Origin of the sequence: Marinobacter sp. M3C (genome assembly GCF_023311895.1) — a bacterium.
In the GTDB taxonomy this organism is placed as follows: Bacteria; Pseudomonadota; Gammaproteobacteria; order Pseudomonadales; family Oleiphilaceae; genus Marinobacter.
In genome coordinates, this window is the sequence record NZ_CP092284.1 from 1420260 (window position 1) to 1444995 (window position 24736).

26 protein-coding genes are annotated in these 24736 nt (G+C 55.3%); 7 read left to right on the forward strand and 19 right to left on the reverse strand.

The features are described 5' to 3' along the window. Positions 1 to 7: 7 nt before the first annotated feature. Genes ccmD through ccmA form a run of 4 tightly spaced genes read right to left on the reverse strand, consistent with a single transcriptional unit; the run spans position 8 to position 2373 of the window. Positions 8 to 250: a heme exporter protein CcmD gene (gene ccmD, locus MIH18_RS06380; protein WP_249014196.1), complete on the reverse strand. Its 243-nt coding sequence runs from the start codon at positions 248 to 250 to the stop codon at positions 8 to 10. Then, positions 250 to 999 carry a heme ABC transporter permease gene (locus MIH18_RS06385; RefSeq protein ID WP_249008052.1) on the reverse strand — a complete coding sequence of 250 codons (750 nt, stop codon included), beginning with the start codon at positions 997 to 999 and terminating at the stop codon, positions 250 to 252. The genes ccmD and MIH18_RS06385 overlap by 1 nt, the downstream gene beginning before the upstream one ends. Before the next feature lie 35 nt (positions 1000 to 1034). Continuing rightward, positions 1035 to 1742, reverse strand: coding sequence for a heme exporter protein CcmB (ccmB, locus tag MIH18_RS06390; RefSeq protein ID WP_249008051.1), 708 nt, complete (start codon positions 1740 to 1742; stop codon positions 1035 to 1037). Continuing rightward, positions 1732 to 2373, reverse strand: a complete 642-nt coding sequence (gene ccmA / locus MIH18_RS06395) for a cytochrome c biogenesis heme-transporting ATPase CcmA (RefSeq protein WP_249008050.1) — start codon at positions 2371 to 2373, stop codon at positions 1732 to 1734. The genes ccmB and ccmA overlap by 11 nt, the downstream gene beginning before the upstream one ends. A 119-nt stretch (positions 2374 to 2492) precedes the next feature. Between ccmA and MIH18_RS06400 the strand changes: the two genes are divergently transcribed. Then, entirely contained in the window at positions 2493 to 3896 is a 1404-nt protein-coding gene (locus MIH18_RS06400; protein ID WP_249008049.1) for a flagellar hook-length control protein FliK, read from the forward strand. Continuing rightward, on the forward strand, positions 3893 to 4183 hold the full coding sequence (locus MIH18_RS06405; RefSeq protein ID WP_249008048.1) for an EscU/YscU/HrcU family type III secretion system export apparatus switch protein: 291 nt from the start codon (positions 3893 to 3895) through the stop codon (positions 4181 to 4183). Before MIH18_RS06400 ends, MIH18_RS06405 begins: the two co-directional genes overlap by 4 nt. A 15-nt stretch (positions 4184 to 4198) precedes the next feature. Here MIH18_RS06405 and MIH18_RS06410 read toward each other — a convergent pair whose 3' ends face one another. The 14 genes from MIH18_RS06410 to flhA all read right to left on the reverse strand — a co-directional run bounded on the left by MIH18_RS06410 (position 4199) and on the right by flhA (position 18316). Continuing rightward, positions 4199 to 4603 carry a DUF2802 domain-containing protein gene (locus MIH18_RS06410; protein WP_249008047.1) on the reverse strand — a complete coding sequence of 135 codons (405 nt, stop codon included), beginning with the start codon at positions 4601 to 4603 and terminating at the stop codon, positions 4199 to 4201. A gap of 60 nt (positions 4604 to 4663) precedes the next feature. Further along, positions 4664 to 5152 carry a chemotaxis protein CheW gene (locus MIH18_RS06415; protein WP_249008046.1) on the reverse strand — a complete coding sequence of 163 codons (489 nt, stop codon included), beginning with the start codon at positions 5150 to 5152 and terminating at the stop codon, positions 4664 to 4666. A gap of 141 nt (positions 5153 to 5293) precedes the next feature. Beyond that, positions 5294 to 6010 (reverse strand): chemotaxis protein CheW, encoded by a 717-nt coding sequence (locus tag MIH18_RS06420; RefSeq protein ID WP_249008045.1) that lies wholly within the window; start codon positions 6008 to 6010, stop codon positions 5294 to 5296. Continuing rightward, the gene (locus tag MIH18_RS06425) at positions 6003 to 6800 is read right to left on the reverse strand and encodes a ParA family protein (RefSeq protein ID WP_249008044.1); all 798 of its coding nucleotides are present in this window, start codon (positions 6798 to 6800) and stop codon (positions 6003 to 6005) included. The genes MIH18_RS06420 and MIH18_RS06425 overlap by 8 nt, the downstream gene beginning before the upstream one ends. Positions 6801 to 6925: 125 nt before the next feature. After that, positions 6926 to 7711: a flagellar motor protein MotD gene (gene motD, locus MIH18_RS06430; RefSeq protein WP_249008043.1), complete on the reverse strand. Its 786-nt coding sequence runs from the start codon at positions 7709 to 7711 to the stop codon at positions 6926 to 6928. 16 nt (positions 7712 to 7727) lie between these two features. Continuing rightward, positions 7728 to 8471, reverse strand: a complete 744-nt coding sequence (locus MIH18_RS06435) for a flagellar motor protein (protein ID WP_249008042.1) — start codon at positions 8469 to 8471, stop codon at positions 7728 to 7730. Next, positions 8471 to 9622 (reverse strand): chemotaxis response regulator protein-glutamate methylesterase, encoded by a 1152-nt coding sequence (locus tag MIH18_RS06440; RefSeq protein ID WP_249008041.1) that lies wholly within the window; start codon positions 9620 to 9622, stop codon positions 8471 to 8473. Before MIH18_RS06440 ends, MIH18_RS06435 begins: the two co-directional genes overlap by 1 nt. 95 nt (positions 9623 to 9717) lie before the next feature. After that, positions 9718 to 11754 carry a chemotaxis protein CheA gene (locus tag MIH18_RS06445; RefSeq protein WP_249008040.1) on the reverse strand — a complete coding sequence of 679 codons (2037 nt, stop codon included), beginning with the start codon at positions 11752 to 11754 and terminating at the stop codon, positions 9718 to 9720. Between the two features lie 16 nt (positions 11755 to 11770). After that, complete coding sequence (locus MIH18_RS06450; RefSeq protein ID WP_249014197.1) at positions 11771 to 12556, reverse strand: protein phosphatase CheZ; 786 nt, start codon at positions 12554 to 12556, stop codon at positions 11771 to 11773. 20 nt (positions 12557 to 12576) lie between these two features. After that, positions 12577 to 12960 (reverse strand): chemotaxis response regulator CheY, encoded by a 384-nt coding sequence (gene cheY, locus MIH18_RS06455; protein ID WP_249008038.1) that lies wholly within the window; start codon positions 12958 to 12960, stop codon positions 12577 to 12579. Positions 12961 to 13037: 77 nt separating this feature from the next. After that, positions 13038 to 13778, reverse strand: a complete 741-nt coding sequence (locus MIH18_RS06460) for an RNA polymerase sigma factor FliA (protein WP_249008037.1) — start codon at positions 13776 to 13778, stop codon at positions 13038 to 13040. 27 nt (positions 13779 to 13805) lie between these two features. Next, positions 13806 to 14618 carry a MinD/ParA family protein gene (locus MIH18_RS06465; protein WP_249008036.1) on the reverse strand — a complete coding sequence of 271 codons (813 nt, stop codon included), beginning with the start codon at positions 14616 to 14618 and terminating at the stop codon, positions 13806 to 13808. Between the two features lie 110 nt (positions 14619 to 14728). Continuing rightward, positions 14729 to 16090 carry a flagellar biosynthesis protein FlhF gene (gene flhF, locus MIH18_RS06470; protein WP_249008035.1) on the reverse strand — a complete coding sequence of 454 codons (1362 nt, stop codon included), beginning with the start codon at positions 16088 to 16090 and terminating at the stop codon, positions 14729 to 14731. A gap of 57 nt (positions 16091 to 16147) precedes the next feature. After that, positions 16148 to 18316 (reverse strand): flagellar biosynthesis protein FlhA, encoded by a 2169-nt coding sequence (gene flhA / locus MIH18_RS06475; RefSeq protein WP_249008034.1) that lies wholly within the window; start codon positions 18314 to 18316, stop codon positions 16148 to 16150. Positions 18317 to 18575: 259 nt separating this feature from the next. Here flhA and upp point away from each other — a divergent pair, with 259 nt between their 5' ends. The 5 genes from upp to MIH18_RS06500 all read left to right on the forward strand — a co-directional run bounded on the left by upp (position 18576) and on the right by MIH18_RS06500 (position 23645). Continuing rightward, a complete protein-coding gene (gene upp / locus MIH18_RS06480) occupies positions 18576 to 19214 on the forward strand; it encodes a uracil phosphoribosyltransferase (RefSeq protein ID WP_249008033.1) in 639 nt (212 codons plus the stop codon). A 2-nt stretch (positions 19215 to 19216) separates the two neighbouring features. Then, the gene (locus tag MIH18_RS06485; RefSeq protein ID WP_249008032.1) at positions 19217 to 20530 is read left to right on the forward strand and encodes a uracil-xanthine permease family protein; all 1314 of its coding nucleotides are present in this window, start codon (positions 19217 to 19219) and stop codon (positions 20528 to 20530) included. A gap of 300 nt (positions 20531 to 20830) precedes the next feature. Further along, a complete protein-coding gene (gene nirK / locus MIH18_RS06490; RefSeq protein ID WP_249008031.1) occupies positions 20831 to 22003 on the forward strand; it encodes a copper-containing nitrite reductase in 1173 nt (390 codons plus the stop codon). Positions 22004 to 22121: 118 nt separating this feature from the next. Further along, complete coding sequence (locus tag MIH18_RS06495; RefSeq protein WP_249008030.1) at positions 22122 to 22973, forward strand: hypothetical protein; 852 nt, start codon at positions 22122 to 22124, stop codon at positions 22971 to 22973. A gap of 33 nt (positions 22974 to 23006) precedes the next feature. Next, a complete protein-coding gene (locus MIH18_RS06500; protein WP_249008029.1) occupies positions 23007 to 23645 on the forward strand; it encodes an SCO family protein in 639 nt (212 codons plus the stop codon). A gap of 265 nt (positions 23646 to 23910) precedes the next feature. Here the strand turns inward: MIH18_RS06500 and MIH18_RS06505 are convergent, their stop codons facing one another. Further along, positions 23911 to 24714 (reverse strand): enoyl-CoA hydratase-related protein, encoded by an 804-nt coding sequence (locus MIH18_RS06505; protein ID WP_249008956.1) that lies wholly within the window; start codon positions 24712 to 24714, stop codon positions 23911 to 23913. Positions 24715 to 24736: the final 22 nt, after the last annotated feature.

The window sequence follows — 24736 nt, forward strand, 5'->3', positions numbered from 1 at the left end:
CAGCCACTCAGTCTTGGGAAACATCAACACGGGTGAAGCTGGCCGCTGCCGCCGTGTCCGAATCTGGTTTTGGCGCCCGCGACGAGCGGGAACCGGCGTGCTGACGGCAGCTTTGCAGCACCGCATTGCGGCGCCGATAGGAACCCACCATCAGCACCGCCATCAACACAAAAAATACACCGTAACTAGCCCATACATAGGGGCCATGGCCTTCCATTGCCAAAAACGCACCGAAGGAATCAAACGCCATTATCTGGCACCTCCATTCACGTGAAACAGCTCCTGTACCCAGCGGGTACGCTGTTCACGTATCAGAATTTCCGTCTGCATACGCAGGCACGCCAGCCAGCCAAACACTAGATACAGGCCAATCACCGACAACAGCAACGGCACCCACATTTCGGCCGGCATGCTGGGTTTCTCTGTCAGCTTAAAGGTGGCCGGCTGATGCAGAGTATTCCACCAATCCACAGAATATTTGATAATCGGAATATTCACCACGCCAACCAGCACCAATATCGCCACGGCGCGGGCGGCCGATTTTTCATCATTAATGGCGCGGTCAAGAGCGATCAACCCACCATACAGAAACAACAGGATCAGCATCGATGTCAGCCGCGCATCCCAGATCCACCAGGTGCCCCAAGTGGGCTTGCCCCAAACCGCACCGGTAAACAGCGATATAAAGGTGAGCACCAGGCCCACCGGTGCTACGGCTTTGACAAACACATCGGCCAGCTTCATGCGCCACACCAGTGTAACCACCGCGGCCGAGGCCATCATGATGTAAACCGACTGGGCCAAAAACGCCGACGGCACATGAATAAAAATAATGCGGTAGCTGTTGCCCTGCAGGTAGTCCTTAGGCGCAAACGCCAGGCCCCACACCAAACCAGCGCCGAGACACAGCAATCCAAATACCAGCAACCAGGGCATTAGCCGGGTGGCAATCCCGTAAAACCATTTTGGTGATCCCAGCTTGTGAAAAAATTGCCACATCAGTTAAGTACCTTGCCTCTGTTTGAATCGGTTTGTCAGCTGTTTGACAGGCTGACTTTCAGAGCCGCTGCGCTGGCAAAAGGCGCCAGAGTCAAAGCCAGCACCAGAAAGGCACCCAACAACGCCAGATAGGCGCCAATCGGGGCACCTTCGGCGGCGGCGGCAACAGTGCCGGTACCGAAAATCAGCACCGGAATGTACAACGGAATAATCAACAAGGATAAGAGTACACCCGCTGATCGCAAACCCAGCGTTAACGCTGCACCAATCGCACCGATCAAACTAAGAACAGGTGTTCCGATTAGCAGAGTTAGACACAAAATAGCGATAGAGTTCCCGTCCAGATGCACCATTACACCCAAAACCGGCGTTAACAACACCAGAGGCAGTCCGGTTAGCACCCAGTGCGCCATGGTTTTGGCCAACACCAGCAAGAACAGCGGTTGTGGCTGCAGCACCAGCTGCTCCAGTGTGCCGTCGTCAAAATCGTGACGAAACAGATGATCCAGTGACAAGAGCACCGACAACAGTGCCGCCACCCACAAAATGCCGGCCCCGGCTTCCTGCAAAAATGAGATTTCCGGGCTCACGCCCAGCGGAAACAGGGTGACCACCATCATGAAAAACAGCAAAGGATTGAGTAAATCCTGACGCTGACGAAAGGCCACTTTCATGTCGCGAGCGAACACCGCTTTCATGGCCGCAATCGAACCAACGGCCTGATCCAGGGGTTTAATCATCATAACCAACGGCCCCCGGTGTGAGTACCAGTCGCTTCGTACCTGCAATCTTTACGTTGTGATGGGTGGTAAACACCACGGCACCGCCCTCAGCGGCACGCTCTTGCAGCAGGTTTTCGATGGCCGCCACGCCGCTCGCATCGATGGCGGTGAACACCTCGTCTAACAGCCAAAGGGGTTCGTCGGCAACCAACAGGCGCGCAAGTGCCACCCGCCGTTGCTGACCGGCTGAGAGGTGCCGGCATGGCACCTGTTCGTAGCCCGCCAGACCGGTCCTGGCAAGCGCCTGCACAAGGGCTTTGTCGCCCACCGGGCGGCGACCGGCCATCAGCGCCCGCAGGTTTTCGAGCGGCGACAGCAACGGCTTTATGCCCGGCCGGTGGCCCAAATACAGCACATTGCGTAAAAACGACTCGCGCACGCGCAAACGCGGCTCGCCGCACCACAGCAACTGGCCCGCCCAGGCATCACTAAGACCGGCCAATATACGCAGCAACGTGGTTTTACCGGAGCCGTTGGCACCCTCGACACGGGTCACAGTTGCGGGCAATATGGAAAACGATAAATCACGGAACAGTTCCCGCTTGTCGCGTTCACACTGTAAATTGATCGCCTGTAGCAGCGGTTCAGACATCCGGGCCCCGGTTCCGTATCGATGCAGCTTAGGCTGGCATCGTGTGTATTCAATATTGGCGCGGCGCATTATAGCGAAAGCAGCCGGTGATTACCCATTTCCAGGTTAATTTGGTAGCGATGAAACTTCCCACCAATCCACCCCAACCCACTCCTCAATCCACTTCCCAATCTACGTCGCCCGCCAGCGCCGACAGCCGGCCACCGCAAGGCAGCACCAGCGCGCCTGCCCCAGTCCCGCCTACATCGCCTGCGCTAAGCGCCCAGCGGGTACTGAACCAGTTGCAGATGGGCCGTAACGAAAGCCTGCTGGCAAGAGTCACCGACGTCATTCAACGCCAGAATGGTGGCGCCGAGCTGCTGTTAGATATACGCGGCAAACCGCTTCAGGTTCAGGCCAGTATTGGCGAAACCAAACTTCAGGCCGGCGACTGGATAAAAGTGCTGCGTGCCGGCAACGAATTGCAGCTGATGGGCAAGCTGGCAACTGCCCCGGAAGTCAGCCTGGCACAGGCCCTGGTGCAACGCCTGCCCTGGCAGCAAAGCCTGGACAGCGGACTGGCCCGACTGATGGCCGGCTTGCAGCAAGGTGTGAAGGCCGACACACCGCCCGGCCAGCTGCCCTCGCAGGCTTTCTCGGGCACCGCCGCGCAGCCTCTGCCACCAGCGGCGCGCCAGGCTCTGGAACAATTATTTGTGCGCTTACCTGCCAGCAACCAGCTTGCGCCCGGGGCCGGGCAGCAGACCGCGGCGGTGCAACAGGTACAACAATGGCTGAGCGAAAGCGGGCTGTTTGCAGAAGCGCGACTGGCGGCAACACCGTCGGCAACCCTACCCGATCTAAAACTGGCCATTGGCCGGGTAATCACCGCGCTTCTGGCACAGCAGGGCCAAGGGCCAGAGCACTTCAACCGGCTGACACCGCTGGCTAGCCCAGCGCTGATTCAGGCGCCGTTACAGTTTCCCGGCGCATTCGCCATGGCTCAGACCAGCACCGGTAGCAGCGCCAGAGAAGAACCGCCCAACGTCGGGCAATTGCTGCGAATTCTGGCCGGTATGCTCAACCGCATTACCGTAAACCAGCTGCACACCCAGGTGTTGAACGCTCGCGGTGGCACAGATGCGGGCGCGCCCACCAACACGCTTTTACTGGAACTGCCCTGGATGAACCCGCTACAGCAACCCAAGCTGGCGCAACTGCGGATTGAACAGCATCCGGGTAAAGACGGCAGCGACCGCGGACCATCACGAGCAAGCGTTGGCGAATGGCGCCTGGTGCTGGCGATGGATCTGGACCAGGCTGGCCCGTTGCAATTCGAAGTGAGCCTGCGCCAACAAGCGGTGAGCGCTTTGGTGTGGGCAGAGAAACTGGCTACCTTGCGCCAGGTGCATCAACAACTGCCGCTGCTGCGTAGTAGCCTGACCGATCTGGGGCTCGAAGTGGCGGATTTGGAGTGTCGCCAGGGCAATCCGGGCCCGGTAGCGACAAAGCTGCAACATCGACTGGTGGATACCAAAGCATGAGCAAAAATAACGAGCCGCAACAGTCGTCAGCGGCAGTCGCGTTAAAATACGACGGTGAGCGGGCGCCCACTATCAGCGCTGTTGGCAATCACGAGCTTGCGGACGAAATTATTCGCATTGCCCGCGAACACGGGGTGCCCCTGTACGAAAACGCCGAGCTGGCCAGTACCCTGGCGCGACTGTCGCTGAATGACGAAATCCCCGAACAGCTGTACCAGCTGGTCGCTGAAATTCTGGCCTTCGCCTTTCACATACGGGGCATGACACCGGAAGACGCCGGTCAATAACCCCAAAACCGGGGGTCAGGCTGCCTGGCGTTTCTTCAAGGCAGACACCAGTTCTGCCTCGGGCCGGGAAATACCGCAGGTGTTCATCAGGTCGTCGATATCGGCACCAAGATCAACTAGCCGTGCGGCTTCGTCGTAAGACACCCGCAACGGATCGTTCTGGCGCATTTCTTCGATGGTGGTTCGCAGTTCGTGCAGTTGGCGTTCGCAGGCTACCAAGCGCTGGCCCACTCCCATACCGGTGCTGGCAGTGGCATGCAGTTCGCGGCCAAGAATGTCACAGCGGCTTTTTAGCGCCGCCTGCAACCCCCGCAACTGCCGCCCTTGCAAGAAAATTTGCGCGACGAGCAAAGACAGAGCTGTAGCGACCAGAATCCAGGGCACCCATTGGGGAATCTCGGCAAATACATCAGCAAACATAGCAACGTCTCCTTGGTGTGCGTCAAGGCGTCGATCTGCGTTCACTGCCGGCCTAAGACCTTACAGCGTCGAGATATCCGCCCATTCGTGATCTGTCAGCATCTTGTCGAACTCGACCAGAATGATCAGTTCGCCATTTTTATTACACACGCCCTGAATAAAGCGGGCACTTTCTTCGCTGCCCACATTGGGCGCGGTTTCAATTTCACTGGACTTGAGGTAAACCACCTCGGCCACCGAATCCACCAGAATTCCCATTACCTGATCGGCAGACTCCATCACCACAATACGGCTGGTGTCGGTGATGTCGGCATCGTTCAAGCCAAAACGCCGACGGGTATCAATCACCGTTACCACGTTGCCGCGCAGATTGATGATGCCCAGAACGTAGTCCGGTGAACCCGGTACCGGTGCAATCTCGCTGTAACGCAGTACTTCCTGAATCTGCATCACGTTGATGCCGTAGGTTTCATCATCCAGACGAAAGGTCACATACTGCAGTACCTGGTCATCCTTGGTCTGATTTTGCTGTCCGCTTGGGGCTGCCATTGTGTTAAATCTCCATATGCGGCTGCCGTGCAGGCAGCCTGACCGTCAAAAAATCATCATTAGCGCCCCTATACGCTATTTAAGGGGCATGAATCGTGCCATCACTAACCTTTGTTAGCAGTGAACACTCGCCGAGCCTGTTCAGCTTAAATCCAGGTGCTGTTCGCGCTCGGCACGAACCAGCAGATTCGCCATGCTCTGAACGTCTAGCAGCGCGCACATCTGCTCAATCACTGTGCCTGCCAGCCATGGCCGCTTGCTACGCGACGTGCGCCAGCGCACCTGCTGAGGGCTCAAAGTAAAGGATTGAGCTACATTATCACAAGCCAGTCCCCAGTCACTGTTGTTAAGGTGTATCACAAACCGATAATTAGCGCGTGCGTTTGCCGGCGCCCGACCCGCCATAATCCACTCGGCACTGTCGACCACCCGCAGGTTTTTGTCCCGGCCCGGGCGAATACCCATATACCAGGGCGGGCTGCCAGGCATCGGCATTATATCGTCTTCGATGCGGTAAATGGCCCCTAGCAACACCAAGGGAACCGCCAGCTGCAAGCCTGCCACGGTGAAGATCAGACATTCAAATGGCTTTTCGGCCCACGCAGGCCTTGCCTGCGGCCCGGCTGCCGGCAACAGTTGCGGAGCGGTCACGATCTGCACGGATAGTTCAGCAATTACCGGCTCCGGCTTGGCCGGCAGCGGCTGTGGCGCTATTGCCACCACCGGTATGGCAACAACAGCCTGCGCCTGCGTGTCCTGCTGATACGCCTGATCGGTGGCCGTGTGCAACAGGTCGTCCAGATAACTGGCGATGGCGGCTTGCGGGTCCGCCAGCTGTGTCATTTTTTTGTCAGCCACCAGACGGCTCCAGCCAGGTACCGGTTTGCGCCAATAAATCGTCAAGCAGGCGACGATAAGCGCGCACTCCGTGGGTGTTGGCGTCTACCGCTGAGGGCACTAATCCGGCCTGGCTGGCATCGCGAAACTTTGTGTCTACCGGTATGGCAAAACGCCAGAGCTGATGCGGATAAGTATCACGCAGCATATTCAGGCTTTTATTCGCGGCTTGGGTTCGACGGTCAAACAGAGTGGGCACAATGGTATAGCTCAGGGGATTTTTCTGCGAACGGCTAATCATTTGCAGGGTGTGCAACATGCGCTCGAGACCCTTAATGGCCAAAAACTCGGTTTGCACCGGAATAATCAAATGGCTTGCCGCCGCCAGGCCGTTAACCATCAGCACGCCCAATGTCGGGGTGTTGTCCACCAGCACATAGTCAAAATCATCCCACAGCTGCGCCAGCGCGCGGGAAATCACCCGACCCATGCCTTCAGTACCGATCATCCGCCTTTCCAGGGTTGCCAGGGCAGTGCTGGCCGGCAGTAACGTAAGGTTGGGCACGCCGGTGTCGGTAATCAGCTGTGCGGGCAGTCCTTCGGGTACTTTTCCCTGATGTTGAAACAGGTCAAACAGGCTGTGCTTGAGGCGGTCCGGATCATAGCCAAACCAGCTGGTAAGCGAACCGTGCGGATCCATATCCAGCATCAGCACACGCTTGCCACGGCTGGCCAACAGGTCGCCCAAGGCAACCACGGTGGTGGTTTTGCCCACTCCGCCTTTTTGATTGGCCACTGCCCAAATTCGCACGTTTGACTCTCCTGCCTGTCCTCGGCATTTCACACGGCAATACATTGCCGTTGTGTTGTGGTTCGCGACTGAAAAAGCGCTGTTCACTCTTTTTTAAAAGAAAGACTACAGGAATCGTGCCAGGTTCAGCGTATGGCACCGCGAATGCTGGCATCGCGGGAAATCAGCAGCACCACGCGACGATTACGGCGACGGCCTTCGTCGGTATCGTTGCGCGCCACCGGCTGATGTTCGCCATACCCCACCGCCGCCAGCCGCGCCGGGTCTATACCATCCATCACCAGCATGCGCACCAGAACCGACGCGCGGGCAGCCGAAAGCTCCCAGTTTGACGGAAAGCGGCCACTGTGAATGGACTGATTATCGGTAAAACCTTCAATGCGAATGGCGTTGTCGGTGTCGCGCAGCACGCCCGCAATTTTTTCCATCACCGCGAAGGAATCGTAATGAGGTTCAGCGTCGCCGCTGCCAAACAACAGGCTGTTGGGCAAATTCAGCTGCAACCACTCATCATCTGTGTTCAGAGTAATCACGCCCGTCTCAATCAATTCACTAAACTCCAGCCCGAGCTGGCCGGCCAGCTCCTGAAGCCCACGCGATCGGCTGGCGTTGTCTGGTGCTGGCAAACCGGGAGGTGCCTCGGTAACCACCGGCGCAATGACGGCATCGCTTTCAGTGCGCCCACCAACAACCTGCTGTTCGCCAACGGTAATTGGCACAACCGAGCGCTCCGGGGCGTTGAAAACACCGGTCAAGGTATTTGACAGCACCTTGTATTTGCCCTCGTTAACCGAAGACACCGAATACATCACCACAAAAAACGCGAACAGCAGGGTAATGAAGTCGGCGTATGAGATTAGCCAACGCTCTTTATTGTGAAGATCATCTTGGGGTGGTTTGCGGCGCCGCATAAGCCATTAACACTCGCTACCAGGGAAGAAATCCACGCAAGCGGATTTCGATGGATTTCGGGTTTTCACCTTCAGCGATGGCAATAAGGCCTTCGATCATCATGTCTTCGTAGCGGGTGCGCTCGCGCACCAGCCCGCGCAGTTTATTGGCCACCGGGAAAAACAGAAGGTTAGCCAACGCCACCCCGTAGATGGTGGCAACAAAAGCGGTGGCTATGCCGCTGCCCAGCGTCTCCGGGTCTTCCAGATTGGTCATTACCTGAATCAGCCCCATCACCGCGCCAATAATGCCAATGGTAGGCGAATAGCCGCCCATGGCTTCAAACACCCGTGCCGAATCCAGATCCCGCTGTTCCCGGGTATCCAGTTCTACCTCCATAATGCTGCGAATGGTGTTGCTTTCGGCGCCGTCAACCAACAGCAGTAAGCCTTTTTGCACAAACCGCTCCTGTTCGCTTTCTGCTAGCCCCTCAAGCCCTAGAAGGCCCCTTTTGCGGGCAATAACGCTCCAGTTCACAACTTTGTCGAGACCGTCTTCCAGGTTGACAAAGGGCGGCAAAAATACCCAGCGGGATTGGCTAAACGCGCGTTTCAGCACCGGCCAGGAGGTTTGCAGTATGGTGGCCGCCAGGGTGCCGCCAATAACAATCAGCGCCGCCGGCGCGTTGAACAGCGACGCCAGTGCACCACCGTCCAGCAGATTACCCCCCAGAATGGCTACAAAAGCCAGGATAACACCCAGAAGGCTAAGCACATCCATCAGCTGACCCCATCTTTGAGCCGCTGGCAAACGTCGTTCAGCGACAGAATTTCGTCACTCAGGCCGGCTTTAGCCACTGCCATGGGCATGCCGTAAATCACCGAGCTTTTTTCATCCTGCGACCACACAATCGAGCCGCTCTGTTTCATCATGCGGCAGCCTTCCCGGCCATCTGCGCCCATGCCCGTCAGCACAATACCCAAGGTTTTACCGGGAAAGCTGCGTGCCAGCGAACCAAAGGTGACATCCACTGAAGGCTTGTAATTGAGCCGATCATCGCCAGGTAATATGCGTATCCGGCCTTGGCCACCGCGGCTTTCCACCATCATCTGTTTGCCGCCGGGTGCCAGCAAAGCCAGGCCGGGGCGCAACAGATCGCCGTCTTCTGCCTGACGCACCTGTATTTGGCAAGACTGGTTCAGGCGCTCGGCAAAAGCCTGGGTAAAACTGGCGGGCATGTGCTGCACCAGAATCAGCGGTGCGGGAAAGCTGGCGGGTAGGCCGATGAGCACGTTCTGCAGGGCCACCGGGCCACCAGTAGAGGTGCCGATCGCCACCACTGTGTAGTGCCTGGGTGGCGTACGCCGCTGATGGCGCTCCGGGCTGGCAACCGCTGCAGCTGCAGCGGTCGCAGGGCGCTCAGTTAAGGGGCGTCGCTGCAACGCTGGTATCGCGGCACGATTAGCCGCAGTCGTAGCCCCAACCGCCGCCACTGGTGGCTCATGGGCGCGAGTGCTCCCAGAGCTTATGGGGCGGCTACGGGCGATACTAACAACACGTTCTACTAATATTTTTTGTAGCTGGCTGCTGTTACCGGCAATTTCCTCGAAATTCTTGGGTAGGAAATCCACCGCTCCAGCTTCCAGCGCATCCAGGGTTATCCGCGCACCTTCATAAGTAAGCGACGAAAACATCAGCACGGGTATCGGATGTTTGCGCAGTATTTCCCGCACGGCCGTAATCCCGTCCATGACCGGCATTTCGTAATCCATGGTAATCACGTCAGGACGCAGTTTTTCCGCTTGCTCTACGGCTTCGCGGCCGTTGCTGGCGGTGCCAGCCACGGTAATCTGGCGAGACGCGCCAAGAATTTCACTCAGGCGTTTGCGAAAGAAACTGGAGTCATCAACAATCAGCACAGAAACTGTCATTTATTTCTCCGGGCGATGCCTGCCGCCCGCCAAGTCGGCGGCCGTTCGACAATTAATCGACGATTAATCAACAATGGGTCGGCGATGTATCGGCGCTAACTATAATGTTGCAGCAAACTGGGCACATCGATAATCAGCGCGATCCGGCCATCGCCGGTAATGGTGGCGCCAGCCATACCCGGCGTACCCAGCAGCCCGCGTCCAAGAGGTTTAATCACCACTTCTTCCTGGCCTACCAGCTGGTCCACCACAAACCCGACCTGGCGGGTGCCCATAGACACAATCACCACATGGCCGTTTTCCGGCTCAACATTTCTGGCACCGCCACGAATGAGCCAACGCTTGATGTGGAACAGCGGAAACACCTTGTCGCGCACCACAACACACTCGCGACCATCCACCACGTTGGTCTTGCTCAAATTAAGGTGAAAAATTTCCACCACGTTAACCAACGGCAGTGCGAACGACTGATCAGCAAGCATGATCATCAGCGTCGGCATAATGGCCAGAGTCAGTGGCACTTTGATCACAATGCTTGAGCCTTCGCCCAACTTTGATAACACGCTAAGCTGGCCGTTGAGCTGGCTGATTTTGGTTTTCACCACGTCCATGCCCACACCACGGCCAGACACATCGGAAATTTGGTCTTTGGTGGAAAAACCGGCGGCAAATATCAGGTTGTAGCATTCCTGATCGGTCAGCCGGTCGGCGCCATCCTGGTCATACATGCCCTTTTCGACCGCTTTGCGGCGCAACACCTCAGCGTTCATGCCAGCGCCATCGTCGGTGATCAGCAGCAGAATGTGATCACCCTCTTGCTCCGCCGACAAGGTAATGGTGCCGACTCTGGGCTTGCCGGCCCGTTCTCGTTCTTCCGGGCTTTCAATGCCGTGGTCCACCGAGTTGCGCACCAGGTGCACCAACGGATCTGACAGTGCTTCCACCAGATTCTTGTCAAGATCAGTGTCTTCGCCGTGCATCACCAGATTGATTTCTTTTTTCAGGCTGCGGGCAAGGTCGCGCACCACCCGCGGGAAACGACCAAACACTTTCTTGATGGGCTGCATGCGGGTTTGCATAACAGCCGCTTGCAGGTCGGTGGTGACCACATCCAGATTGGCCACTGCTTTGTGCATCTGCTCGTCTTCGCTTTTGTCACCCAGGCGTTGCAGGCGGTTTCGCACCAGCACCAGCTCGCCCACCATGTTCATGATGTCGTCCAGGCGTTTGGTGTCTACCCGCACGCTGGTTTCCGAAGCGGCAGGGGCAGCATCGCGGGCCGGCGTTTTTGCTTGTGCCGGCTCGGCTGGCGCTTTGGCCACGGCTGAAACCTTCGCTGTTTCGGGCTTTTTAGCGGGCTCTGGCGCGGCCGCAGCGGCCACTGTCGGGCTGCCACCCTTGCCGTGAAGCTGGTCTAGAAGAGCTTCGAATTCGTCGTCAGAGATATCAATTGGCTGGGCACTGCTGGCCTCGGCAGCGGTTTCTTTGGCGGCTGCCGGCGCGCCGGCGAACTGGCCTTTACCGTGAAGCTGGTCTAAAAGGGCTTCGAATTCGTCGTCGCTGATATCGCCATTGCCGCTTGCGACCGAGCTACTCGCAATGGTTTCGCTGGTATCCGCTGATGCTTTTTTGTCATCGTCTAAGGCGTCGAGCAGCTTCTCGAATTCGTCATCGGTAATGTCGCCCTGGTCGGCGACATCCACCGTCGCGGCAGGCACCGGCGATTGTGGCACAGCCTCACCCGCAGGCAACGCCAGCTGATTCAGCCGGTCGATCAGTTCCTGCGGCGCCGCTGTAGGCGCTTCACGCTGGCGCACCTCTTCGAACATGGCATTCACGTTGTCCAGGGTTTCCAGCACGACGTCCATTAGGTCGGAGGTCACTTTGCGCTTGTGGTTACGCAGGGTGTCGAATACGTTTTCCGCCGAGTGACAGCAGTTTACCAAAGCATGTAACTGCAAGAAGCCCGCACCGCCTTTGACCGTGTGAAAACCACGGAAGATAGCATTCAACAAATTGCTGTCGTCCGGATTCTGTTCCAGATCCACCAGTTGCTCAGACAGCAACTCAAGAATTTCACCGGCTTCTACCAGAAAGTCCTGCAGGATTTCTTCATCGCCATCAAACGACATGTTTGTTCCTCATTGCTCAGAAACCAAGACTGGACAACAGGTCATCCACGTCAACCTGACCAGACAACACGTCTTTGCGTTGTTCTGGCATTATTTGCGGACCCACACCCTGCTCAGCCGAAGGCTGATTGTCCTCCATCTGGTGCACGGTACCGGTCAACTGGTCTACGTGGCCGGCCATCACCACCAGGCTTACCAGGTTTTCTTCCACTTCACGCACAAGGGTGATTACATTTTGAATCACCTGACCTGTCAGATCTTGATAATCCTGAGCCAGCAAAATTTCTGAGAGGTTACCGTACAGTTTGCCGGCGTCAGTACTCAACGCCGCCAAAAACTGATCCATGCGGGCGTGCAACTCGCGGAATTCGGTCGGTGCCATCTCCCGCCGCCGCAGGCGCTGCCACTGCTGATGCAGATCTTGGGCTTCGCTTTGCAAATGACGGGTAACTGGCATGCTTTCTTCAACCAGATCCATGGTCCGATTCGCCGCTTGGCCAGTCATTTTCACTACGTATTCCAGGCGATCGGAGGCATCGGTCATTTTTGACAGAGCTTCTTTCTGTTCGGGGTTGCGCGGATCAATCTGAAAATTACGCATGGCTTCGTGCAGGCTGCGGGTTAGCCGCCCTACTTCGTGATACAGACCTTGATTTCGCACTTCTGCAAGATCGCTGATCATCGCCATAGCGCGGGAATAGTCGCCCGCGCGCACGCTGTCAACCAGCTGTTCGGACTGTTGCTTTAATTTTTCCGTCAGCTCTGGATCCAGGGCATGGCGCTCGCCTGTTGACTTGTTCATGGCTTGTATCCACTCCCCGGTTACTGAATTCGCTCAAAGATTTTTTCGATTTTTTCTTTGAGAACAGCGGCAGTGAACGGCTTTATAATGTAGCCGTTCACACCGGCCTGCGCCGCAGCGACAATCTGGTCGCGCTTGGCTTCAGCCGTCACCATCAGGATCGGCAGGGCTTTAAGCTGATCGTCGGCGCGAACATTTTTGAGCAGGTCAAAACCGGACATGCCAGGCATGTTCCAGTCGGTCACCAGGAAGTCGTACTTGCCGGTTTTCAGCATCGGCATTGCCGTGTTGCCATCGTCGGCTTCGTCGGTGTTGGTGAAGCCCAAGTCACGCAGCAGGTTTTTAATAATACGCCGCATCGTGGAAAAGTCGTCCACAATGAGAATTTTCATGTTTTTGTCCAAGAGGACCTCCAATCGGTGGAATCTAGTCGAATCTCGTTGCATCACTGCCTGCAACCCACGGGTTGCAAACGCTAGAATTATGTAGGGTCCGTTTTCCAGTCGGCTAACCGGCTGCGTAGGCGCAAGGCAGCCTGGCTGTGAATCTGGCTGACCCGGCTTTCGCTGACGTCCAGCACAGCGCCGATTTCCCTCAGGTTCAATTCTTCCCGGTAATACAGGCTTAGCACCAGTTTTTCACGTTCTGGCAGGGTTTCAATAGCCGCCGCCAAACTGTTACGGAAGGCGGACTCTGACACCCCGTGTAACGGGTTATCATCCGTCTCTGATTGTTCTATCGGCGGCTCGCCGGATTCATTGAGCTCATCGAGACTAAAAAGCCGACCACTGTTAGAGTCGGCCAAGGAGCTGTGGTACTCCGGCAGCGTCATATCCAGCTCAGCAGCCACTTCGACATCGTGGGCTTCGCGGCCTTCTCGGCCCTCTACAGCTTTGATGGCCTTGGAAATGCGCCGGGAGTTTCTGTGCACCGAACGCGGCACCCAGTCGCCTTTGCGGATTTCGTCCACCATAGCGCCGCGAATACGAATACCCGCGTAAGTTTCAAAGGTAGCACCTTTGCCCGTTGAATAACGTTGCGACGCCTCAAGCAAGCCGATCATACCGGCCTGCATCAGGTCTTCAAGTTGCACGCTAGAGGGCAATCGCGCCAGCAGATGAAGGGCAATCTTCTTGACCAGGGACGCGTGCTCTTCAATCAGCCGGGAAGCGTCTGAAGCACCCGACCGTTGATAGACTCCAAGATCTTTCGCCAATGTCATAAATCCGCTTTTTGTACGGGATGTGTTTTAAACTTCGATGAGCCGCTCTATAAAGAATTCGAGGTGACCCCGCGGCGATGATGGCAGCGGCCAACTGTCCACTTTTTCAGCAAGGGCCCTGATGGCCAGCGAGGCTTTTGCTTGCGGGTAAGCTTCCAACACCGCTTGCTGGCGCCGCACCGCTTTTTTGACGGCCTCGTCAAAGGGCACCATGCCTACATATTGTAACGCTACATCCAGAAAACGCTCGGTAACCCGGGTCAGTTTTTCATACAAAAGCCGGCCTTCTTGTTCTGTGTGCACCTGATTGGCCAGAATCCGGAAGCGGCTGGTGTCGTAATCGCGGTTCATCAACTTGATCAGGGCGTAGGCATCGGTAATCGAAGTAGGCTCGTCGCACACCACCAGCAGCAGTTCCTGGGATGCCCGCAAAAAACTGACCACCGATTCGGAAATGCCGGCGGCGGTATCCACAATCAGCACGTCAATCTGGTCGGCAAGGTCACTGAAAGCGTGAATCAAACCGGCGTGCTCCATAGCACTGAGCTGGGTCATGCGCTGGGTGCCTGATGAGGCCGGCACAATCTTGATACCGCCGGGACCATCTACCAGCACGTCACGCAAGTCGCAGTCACCATTGAGTACGTCTTGCAGATTGCGCTTGGTTTTCAGGCCTAACAGCACATCGATATTGGCAAGCCCCAGGTCGGCGTCCAACAGCACCACCCGACGGCCTTTTTGCGCCAGAGCAATGCCCAGGTTGACCGACACATTACTTTTGCCAACACCACCTTTACCGCCCGTGACCGCAATTACCTGAACCGGATGTGCTCTACTCATACTGATGATGGCCTCTTGCCATGTTTAACCGGGAACGGATGTTACCGCTGCCCCAATGTTCCTTACTGCCCGACTGCCCGCTTGCTGTGATGCTTTTACAACCGGCGCTTTCAGGAACCGGTGGCAACAGCCTGCTTCTGCCGCAAATCCTTCATTCGTTCTACACCGAGTTGCACCAGCGCAAGCGCTTTCGCCGGGTGCAAGTCTTGGGGTATTTTCTGGCCGTCGGTGTACCATGCCATCGGCAGGCTGGTTTCCATAACAAATCCCAACGCTTCGCCCAGAGTCAGAGCCTCGTCGATCTTGGTAATCACACAGCCGGCAAGGTTTGCCATCTTATAGCAATGCCATACGGATTTCATAATACGCGGCTGACTGGTGGCAGACACCACCAAATGTGTACGGATTTTATGATGGCTGCGGGCCAGCTCGGCCAACTGCTCCTGATAACCCCGATCGGTGCTGGTCAGCCCGGCGGTATCGATCAATACCAGATGACGGTCAGACAACTCATCCAGAATTTCATCCAGCGGATGGCTTTCATCAACCACCCGTACCGGCACGTTAAGAATACGGCCAAACACAAACAATTGCTCGTGCGCTGCAACCCGATAACGATCGGTGGTAATCAACGCCAGGGAGTCAGCGCCGTGGCGAAGCACGTAGCGTGCCGCCAATTTGCCGATGGTGGTGGTTTTGCCCGCTCCGGTAGGTCCCACAAGGGCAAACACACCGCCTTCATCCAGCCATTCCTGGCGCGGGGTACGGACACCGTTAACCAGCATTTTCAGAGACTGCTTCCAGCCATCCTCCAGGCGCCCGGACTGGTGACGGCGAGCGAGATTGTCAGACAGTTCGCGGCTTAGGCCGAACTCACCCAGACGTTCTGCCAGGCGCTGCTGAAGAGCCGTAACATTGGCGCCAACACTGGCGTCTTTTAAGGCGGCAGGCGCGGCCTGACCGCTCATCAGCTCGCGCAGACTGCTTATTTCAGAACGCATGGCCGCCAGCTCCCCGGCATAACCCGCAGGCTGACCGCTTTGCGCTGCCGCGTTTTGGCTACGCCCGTCAGCGCCGGCCGGCAAGGTTATGCCGCCCTCTGCAAACGGATCTGTGCTGGTCATGTCGGCAAAGCCATTGACGGTCTCAGCAATGGAACCGTAACCGGCCTGGCTGTCGGCACGCTGATCGCGCACGCCGCGGATGCGATCACGGGAGCGGCCAAGCTCGTCTTCCAGGTGGCGCTGCTGGTCTGCCTGCAGCTCTGCCAGATGGGTGCCGCTCGTAGCTGCCACCGCTTTGTCACCTAAGCGTTGGCGCGCCATGTTTTCGTCGTAATCGAGGGCCGTCACAATTTCAATGCCGCCATCTACCCGGCGGTTGGAAAGTATCATCGCATCCGGCCCCATGTGTTCGCTGACCTGCTTCAGGGCTGCGGCCATTGTAGGTGCAAAAAAACGTTTTACTTTCATGCTTGCTCATCCTTTGCCGGGAACGCGGCTGGCGTTATCCGTGTGTCGTCTGCGCCGTTACTGGCCTACCGACGCTACGATGGTAATCTGTTTGTTATCCGGCACTTCCTGATAAGACAGGACGTGCAGGCGCTCTATACCGTAACTGGCGAACTTTGCCAGCACCGGCCTCAGCGGGCCGGACACCAGCAGAATCGCTGGTTTGCCGAGCACTTCCTGGCGCTGCACGCTGTCTTGCAGTGAGCGCTGGAGTTTTTCCACCATGTTCGGCTCTAGCACTAGCCCGATATCGTCCTGCGCGCCGGATTGTTGACTCTGCTGTACAGACTTAAGCAATAACTGTTCCAGATCTGGATCCAGGGTAATCACCGGTATTTCGGATTCGTTACCGACGATGCTTTGCACAATCATCCGCCGCAGGGCTTGGCGGGTTACCGTGGTCAAGGCTTTCGGGTCCTGACTGCGCGGATGCAGGTTCACTATGGATTCTGCGATAGAGCGCATGTCACGAATAGGTACTTCTTCTTTCAGCAGATTCTGCAGCACTCGCAGCAACACGCTGATGTTTACCGCTGAGGGCACCAGCTCTTCCGCCAGTTTCGGCGATACTTTTTCCAGTTGGTCCAGCCACTTCTGCACTTCTTCATGGCCCAGCAACTCGTACGCGTGGGTCTGCAGAATCTGATTCAGGTGAGTAGCCACTACGGTGCTGGCGTCTACCACGGTGTAGCCCAGACTTTGGGCCTGGTCTTTTTTCTCTGGTTCTATCCAGATGGCATCAAGGCCAAAAGCCGGATCCTTGCCCTCTAACCCTTCCACTTTGCCAAACACCTGACCGGGGTCGATGGCCAGTTCACGCTCCGGGTGAATCTCGGCTTCGGCAATGGTGACGCCCATCAGGGTGATGCGGTAGACGTTGGGCATTAAATCCAGGTTGTCGCGGATATGCACCGAAGGCATCAAAAAACCCAGATCCTGGGACAACTTTTTACGCACGCCTTTAATACGGCTAAGCAGCTGCCCGCCCTGGCTTTTGTCCACCAACGGAATAAGCCGGTAGCCTACTTCCAGGCCCACAATGTCCACGGTGGCGACGTCGTCCCAGCCCAGCTCGCGGTTCTCTGCCGGTGCCGGTAGAGACTGGCCACTGCTGTCGCCACTGACCAGTTCGCCCCCACTGGTACGACCAGCCGTTCCTGCACCGCCACGTGCCGGGAAGCTGTCACCTTCTTCTACAATTTGTTGATTCTTCTTCCAGGTAAACCAGGCCGCCGCCGCCGCCAGCGAACCCAGTCCCAGAAAAGCGACGTGAGGCATACCAGGAATCAGGCCCAACAAAATCAGAATACCGGCAGCAATGGCCAGAGCTTTGGGCACATCGAACATTTGCTGCAGAATCTGGCCGCCCATATCCTGGCTGGAGGTAGTACGGGTGACCATAATCGCCGCCGCCGTAGACAACAGCAGCGACGGGATTTGGGCCACAAGGCCGTCACCAATGGTCAACAATGCGTAGCGCTCCACCGCCAAGCTAAAATCCAGCCCGTGCTGGGCCATACCAATGGCAATCCCGCCAATAATGTTAATGGCCAGGATGAGCAGGCCCGCCACTGCGTCGCCTTTTACAAACTTCGAAGCACCGTCCATCGAACCATAGAAATCGGCTTCTTCGGCCACTTCCCTACGGCGGAATTTGGCGTCTTCCTGGTTAATCAAACCGGCGTTCAAGTCGGCGTCGATAGCCATTTGCTTGCCGGGCATAGCATCCAGGGTAAATCGGGCGCTCACCTCCGACACCCGGCCGGCGCCCTTGGTAACCACCAGAAAGTTGATGATCATCAGGATGGCAAACACCACTAGGCCAACCGCGTAATTACCGCCAATCAACACCGCACCGAAAGACTCAATGACTTTACCGGCCGCATCCCCGCCATTATGGCCTTCAAGCAGCACAATACGGGTAGATGCGACGTTCAGCGCCAGGCGCAGCAAGGTCGCCAGCAGCAAAACGGTGGGGAACGCAGCAAAATCCATCGGCCTCAGGGCGTACACGCACACCAGCAGGATCACGATGGACAGGGTTATATTGAAGGTAAAAAACACATCCAGCAAAAACGCCGGCACCGGCAGAATCATCATGCCCAGCAATCCCATCAGCATCAGCGGAACCCCGAGGTTCCCCTGCGCCAAGGATTTGACGTTATTAAAGACTAAAGCTCGGTCCATGCCGGATTTCTCTCTAACGATTGCCTAATTGGGCCTAAACCGATCTAAATTGATCTGATCTGGCTTGATTTCTGGCGCATTGGCGCGTTTGAACAGGTACACCGCAAAAACCGTACCAATCTTTACGAAATTCTCTACAACTTTCTGCTACCGGCGGCCTGACGAAAACCACCAGATACGGTATCCTTTCGCCATTTTGTGTCGTTGCCTTTATGAACGACCCTGCGCCCTCAATTATCACGACAAACAGGTAACCGCCATGCCCATCCACGAAGTGAAACACCCTCTGATACAGCACAAAATTGGCCTGATGCGCCGTGCCGATATCAGCACCAAGAATTTTCGTGAACTGGCGCAAGAACTGGGCACGCTGCTGACCTACGAGGCCACCAAAGACATGACCCTGAAAAAACAGCAGATTGACGGCTGGGCCGGGCCGGTCACCATTGAACAGATTCAGGGTAAAAAAGTGACCATCGTCCCGATTCTGCGCGCCGGCATTGGCATGCTGGACGGCGTCCTGGCGCTCTTGCCCGCTGCACGGGTAAGCGTGGTGGGCCAGATCCGCAACGAAGAAACCTTGGAAGCCACCACCTACATGGAAAAACTGGTGGGTGAACTGGACCAACGCATGGCGCTGATTATCGACCCTATGCTGGCCACCGGTGGCTCAATTATTTCCACGATTGATTTGCTGAAAAAAGCCGGCAGCACCGACATTCGCGCGCTGATTCTGGTGGCCGCCCCTGAAGGTGTGAAACGCGTTCTGGCTGCGCATCCGGATGTGTCTATCTACACCGCCTCCATCGACGACGGCCTGAATGAAAAAGGCTATATCCTGCCTGGCCTGGGTGACGCCGGCGACAAGATTTTCGGCACCAAGCAGAAGGACGTTTAAACATGTCCCAGCACGCTAACGAGCATGTTAACGACGCTAACAACCAGCCTGTCGACGAATCTTTTCATGAGCCTTTTCAAGAACCCATGTGGAAGCAAGCGTTAGCCGGCTCCCAAATGTTGCTGGTGGCCTTTGGCGCACTGGTGCTGATGCCACTGATTACCGGCATGGACCCGAATGTCGCGCTCTTCACTGCTGGCCTTGGCACCATTATTTTCCACATTGTGACCGGCGGCCAGATTCCGATTTTTCTGGCGTCGTCGTTCGCCTTTATTGCCCCGGTAATTGCCTCCAAAGGCAAATTCGGTATGGAAGAAACCATGGGCGGCCTCATGGCGGCGGGTATTTTGTACATCATTCTGAGCGCCCTGGTAAAAGTCCGCGGTACCGGCTTTATTACCCGCCTGCTTCCACCGGTGGTGATTGGCCCGGTGATTATGGTGATTGGCTTGGGGCTGGCACCGGTAGCAGTGCACATGGCGTCTGGCCGCACCGGTGACGGCAGCGTACAGCTTATTGCGGAAAACACCGCGCTGTGGATTGCGATGATTTCCCTAGTGTGTACCGTAGGCGCATCGGTGTGGGCAAAAGGTATTTTTCGCCTGATTCCAATCATGTTTGGCGTGCTGGTGGGCTATGGCCTGGCAGCCATAATGGGTTTGGTAGATACGACGCCGGTGCAACAAGCGCCCTGGCTGGCTATTCCCAACTTTACCGCGCCACAATTCAGCTGGGGAGCCATTCTTTTCATGATTCCGGTGGCGATTGCCCCGGCTATTGAACACATTGGCGACGTACTGGCCATCGGCAATGTTACCCGCAAGAACTACCTGGACAAACCAGGCCTGCACCGCACCCTGCTGGGCGACGGCCTGGCCACCAGCGCCGCATCACTGCTGGGTGGCCCGCCCAACACCACCTACTCGGAAGTGACTGGCGCCGTCATGCTGACCCGCAACTTCAACCCGAAAACCATGTGGTGGGCCGCGGTTATCGCCATTGTACTGGCCTTTGTGGGTAAATTCGGCGCGGTGCTGCAGACCATTCCGGTGCCGGTGATGGGCGGCATTCTATGCCTGCTGTTCGGCTCTATTGCGGTGGTGGGCATGAGCACGCTGATACGCCACCAGGTGGACCTGAACTTACCGCGCAACCTGGTGATTGTAGGTGTCACCCTGGTATTCGGCATTGGCGGCATGGTGCTGGGCCATCTGGCAGGCATCGCGCTTTGTGCGATCGTGGCCATCGCCCTGAACCTGATTCTGCCGGGCTCACGCGAGGCCTGGGGCAAAGCCATTTACGAAAAGAAAGACTGATCAGCACCCGGCCCCCGCCCTGGGGGTCGGCTAACTTAAGCGTCGCGGCATCAATTTAACGGCTCGACGAAGCCAGCTAACGCGATTTTGGATCACATTCAGCCTGCTATTCTCTACTGCAAATTTTGACAAAATGATTATTTATCTGATCTCGGTCAATTAGGATAACGCCAATTATATCGATTTGATTTCAATCAATTGTAATTTTGTCGTCTTATCTATGCTCAGTTTCCGATGGCCCACTCAATTATTTTGTGCTGTCAACACGCAGAAAAATGCTACTGAATCATGGAGCTAGTTATGGAAGGCAAAACTTCAAAAACATCAGCAATTAATGAACAGCGTCGTAACTTTCTCAGCGGCTCAATCAGTGCTGGCTTTCTGGGCGCAGGCATTGCGGCAGGGTTAGTGCCAGCATTGGCTCAGGCTGAAAGCGGCAAACAAGTGGACCGTATGGCTAGCTATACCGCTGATCAGCTGGAGCGAGTCAAGCAAGTACTAGTAGTCCCGCCTATGGTACCTGCACATGACCAGGTCGCCAAAGGCAAGCCTAAAGTCATTGAAATACGCCTCGATGTAGAAGAGAAACAAATAGATCTAGAAAACGGTGCTAAGTCATGGGTATGCGCCTTTAATGGCAGCGTGCCCGGGCCGTTAATTGTTTGCCACCAACACGACTATGTTGAATTAACCTTAGTTAACCCCAAAACCAACATGCTAGCCCATAACATAGACCTTCACGCGGCAACGGGTGCCTTGGGAGGCGGAGAGTTAACGCTTGTTGCTCCAGGTGAAGAAGTCACCTTCAGATTTAAGGCCACTAAAATAGGAACTTTTGTATATCACTGTGCACCAGGCGGAGTGATGATCCCCTGGCACGTAGTGATGGGTATGAATGGTGCCATCATGGTATTGCCACGTGAAGGCTTAAGCGATGGCGATGGTAACAACTTAACCTACGACAAGGCCTATTACATTGGCGAACAAGATTTCTATATTCCCAAGAATGAGCAAGGGCAATACAAGGCTTATGACACTGTTTTAGGCAGCATGAATGAAACCTTAGAAGTGATGAAAACCCTCACCCCATCCCATGTAGTCTTTAACGGCGCAGTTGGGGCCTTAACGGGTCAGAATTCCATGACAGCCAAGCTTGGTGAAACGGTGCTGTTTGTTCACTCTCAAGCTAACCGTGATACTCGCCCACATATTATTGGTGGTCACGGGGATTATGTTTGGAACACAGGTTCATTCAATGACAGACCCTCTCGAAATTTGGAGACTTGGCACATTGCCGGTGGCAGCGCTGGCGCAGCTTTATATACCTTCATGCAACCTGGGCTATATGTTTATGTAAATCACAATTTAATTGAAGCCATCATGAAAGGTGCTGCAGGCCATATCAAGGTTAACGGCGAATGGAATGATGATTTAATGACCCAGGTCAGCAAGCCTTTTCCCATCAGGTCTTAAAGACGTTTCTTAGCTGTTTAATGACCGAATGGCTCAAAGAAATTGCGCGAAGGTGTGGCTTAGAAATAGCATTTCTGAGCCACGAATTTGCGGCAACCTAGAGATGAAGGAAGATGCCATGCTCAGGGTAATAGGTATTTTGTTGCTGGCTATGGTTTACCAAACCGCCACAGCCCAACAAGCCGATGAAAACGCCAAGGATTATTTAATACACGCCAGCGTATACCAATGGTACGGCGAACTGGACAGCAATGAAGACTGGCGTCAAAACCATCCCCAGGTCACGCTCGATTTTGCAGAATACCCACAAAGCAGCTGGACACAAGGCGCGCACCAGATTCTAGATATAGCGCCGGTATCTGAAGATTCAGCCTCAAATAACCCACCTGCCGGCCATCAAGTACGCGTAACCTTAGAGTTCTACCCTGCTGCTGCGGACTCCGATCACGTAACCGGCCAGTATATGCAACAATTGATCACCTTCAGCCCTGATTACCAGCAAGTGTTCAAGGTAGAAACCGAAATGAATGAGCGCGATGATTTTGAATCTCGCTACATTGCCAGCGCCGATACAAATTTAATTCGCGCATTTCTTTATAACTGGACTCAAGGGCTGGATGAGCCTGACTCAGCATCGCTAACACAGTGGCTTGCGAGTGACGCCGAGGTGAACCTGGCTGAAACGCAGGTAGCGGGTTTAAGTGACTATCAGGCCCATATGCAGGCGCAAGGGTTAACCCAAAGCCGTCGAGTGATAAGAAATCTGAAAATAAGCCCGTTAGACGAACAGCAATACCAGGTTGAATTTGAATATCAATGGAGCGCGATCAACGGCGACGGTGAAACCGAGATCGCGGGTATTGGCGCCTCCCTGCGCTTAAGCGTCGTAGACGGCAAAGTATTAGTGCACGTTTATACGGAGCAATATCTTGCGCCAAAAACGGATCTAGGGGCAGAAGTTCGCTGCTAAGGCGCTCGGCCATCGCATTATCAGGAGTTAACTATGACAAACAATACACGCTTTATTCTGGGCAAAGGAATATCCGCGGCAATTCTGTGCTTGGTGATGATCTTTTTCAGCAACGCCGCTATGGCGCAGATGCCTGTTCTTAAAGGTATAGGCGGCGATTTTACGTTGAATAGTAGTAAAGGGGTTGAGGTCAGCCTGTCAGACTATCAAGACAAAGTGGTCATGTTATTTTTTGGCTATACCAATTGCCCTGACATTTGCCCCACAACGATTGCCCATATCAGTCAAATGGTCAAGCGGCTCACTCCAGAGCAGCGGGCAAGAGTACAAGTTCTTTTTATCAGCATAGACACGGACTACGACACGCCGGAACACCTGAACAAATACCTAAGTTACTTTGACCCGAGCTTCGTTGGCTTAGTGGATGAAAAAGAAAAAATTAATCACGTTGCACAGCTTTACCATGCTGAATACAGCAAGCTTGCCAATGAAAAAGTAACAACAGAATTTAAAAAACTTTCCGTAGATAGCGAAGAACAAGCGCAGGAAGGATACCTTTACTCCCACAGTGCAAAGATATTTATTATCGATACGAAAAGCCGGGTGCGAGGCTTCTTTTACGTGGGCACACCGATTGATGATATGAAAGACCAAGTAATAAGCTTGCTCTAATACTCGTCTCGTTAACTGCCGCATCAAAAAGACAATCAAAAAATAAAAGGATTAATCGATGAAAATGCTGCCGATCAACGCCATTGTGGTTGGCTCAAACAAGCAGGTTCAGCTGGCGCCTGCGTAAACCGCTGAAGGCAGCACGTTGCCGCTTACGCTGACGTTTGGCAGCAGTGAAACTATCAGCCTAGATGTCAAAGTAACGAGCCGGCCCTAAATGAAAGAAAACCGTTTGCCATCCGTGGCTTGTCGGGCTGACGCTAGGTCATTTGCGCGCCATCGACTCCAGCATCCGATTCACCGCATCCAGGTGCTCTGGCTCGTTATGGCACATGCCTTGGAAACAAGCGCAAAGATCCAGAAAGTCTTTTAGTTCCATCCGCTGCGCCATCTTCATCAAGCGCTTGGTCATCCGAGTTGCTTTAGGCGGCTGGCTGGCTATCCGCTCGGCTAACTTCATAGCCGTCGGCATCAGCTCATCAGCAGGCACCACGTCCAGAACAATTCCAAGCTCTTTGGCTTCATTCGCATCAACAATCCGGCCAGATAAGGTTAACTCGAAAGCCCGTTGGTAGCCGATCAGGCGTTGCATCAACCAGGCGCCGCCGTCTCCCGGAATAATTCCAAGGTTAAGGAAGGTTTCGCCAAATTTGGCTTTTTCTGATGCTATGCGGATATCCGCCATATTCGCCAGATCAAAACCGGCACCAATGGCCGGGCCATTCACCGCGGCGATAATCGGCACCTCGACAGCCTGCATGACCAACGGGATACGCTGAATGCCCTTACGATAGCGTTCGGCGCATTCCGCTGCATCACCGGCGAAATCGCCGCCGCGCTCCGCCATATCACGAACGTTACCGCCCGCACTAAAGGCTGAACCGGCACCGGTAATAACCAATACCGAGACATCGGCGCAGCCATTAACCCATTCGGCTGTGGTAACGATATCGTCGATCAAATGCGACCCAGTAAGGGCGTTCCGTAAGTCGTGACGGTTAAGCGTTAAGGTCGCAACACGGTTCTCAAGAGTAATTAATGCATCAACTAACTGTGGCAGATTGCTCATATTTGGCTGGCTCGTATTTAAT